This window comes from Bartonella sp. OC16QHHD, assembly GCF_042194035.1.
GTDB lineage: Bacteria > Pseudomonadota > Alphaproteobacteria > Rhizobiales > Rhizobiaceae > Bartonella.
Genome location: NZ_JBHIMJ010000049.1, coordinates 1 through 1,383 on the forward strand (window position 1 = coordinate 1; position 1,383 = coordinate 1,383).

A 1,383-nucleotide genomic window follows, 5' to 3' on the forward strand; every position below is an offset into this window, starting at 1 on the left:
AACACCCTGAAAAACGAAGCTGATAGCACGCCTGTCATCACGGAAAAAACGGAATATAGCGATATTTCTTTCCAAAGACCAGACAAATATAATTTTCTCGATGGCAGACCTTTATATCATGATATAGACTGGGATCGTTGGGGAAAAGGAAAACTTTCTAAGAGAAAGCATGGGGCAGTAGGTCCAAAACACTTTATATTTGAGCAACAACTTTGGAATAACAAAGAAGGAACCTATGGCACGGCAACTTTAAAAGATGGGACAGTCTATAAGGCGTTTACTTGGAAACATAATGCTCGAAAAGGAGACATAGAAGAGTTTGTATGGAATGGTTCTCGGCGGAAGGGAGGATGGTTAGGGTCAATAAACGAAGACTGGTCACACATGACAGAAAAGACTGTCACACAAGCATTTTCGCATAAACCAACTGTTTCGGGGGTAATACAATCTAGTGGCAATCTTATTATTAATGCTGATACCATTGATAACCATTATAGCTCTATGAGAGCAGGGGGAAATGCCGATATCCACGCCAATGTGCTGACCAATTTGGGGGCAACGGCTTATAAAAACACTTATCTTGGTTGTCAGGCTAATACAGACAGTTGTTATGGCTATAAAGCTGATGGAAGCCGCGATGTTTCTTTAGATATAGCCAATGGCAAGGATCGCCAGATTGGTTCAGAAGCTTTGGAGAGCGTTCCTGGTCTTGTCCAAGCGGGTGGCACGTTGAATTTGGTGGTCGATCAACTCAATAACACGGCAGCGGAAGGTTCGATTACAGGGGATGCGCATTTTAAAGCACAAGCAGTTGAAGGCAATCCACTGGAGTCCTTAAGTGGTTTAACCGGGGTTGATGCTCTCTTTACACCAAAAGTCGATCTCAATAATGCAGGGGAACTTTCTGAGGGGCTCCCTTTACCAAAGCCCCAATCGGGTGGGGTTGGTGGCACGCTGCCCAACCAGAATTTCATTTATGAAACGCGGGCAGAATTCCTTGATGTCGGCAAGTTTTATGGCTCAGCTTATTATTTGAACAGAATTGGCTACAATCCTGATCGGGAGATTTTTTTCTTAGGCGATGCTTATTTCGAAAAGCAGCTGATTGAGAAACAAATGCGTGATCTGGTTGGTCAAGGTTTGGGCAAAGGCTCCTTTATTCCTGGAAGTGATGCCATTGAACAAGTCAAAACCTTGCTGGATGTCGGGGCAGAATATGCAAAAGCCCACAATCTCCCCTTTGGTGAGGCTTTGAGTGAAGAACAATTGGCGTCCCTAGAAGCCCCGATGGTGATTTATGTACGCCAACAGGTCAAGGGCATGGATGTTTATGCACCGGTGCTTTATATCCCTGAAAAAGACAGAGCCTCCTTTGTTTCTGCT

General features: G+C 44.3%; 1 pseudogene. It reads left to right on the forward strand.

Annotation, left to right across the window (positions count from 1 at the left end):
- A pseudogene (locus tag ACFIK1_RS05230) lies at positions 1 to 1,383 on the forward strand (filamentous hemagglutinin); the annotation flags it as partial.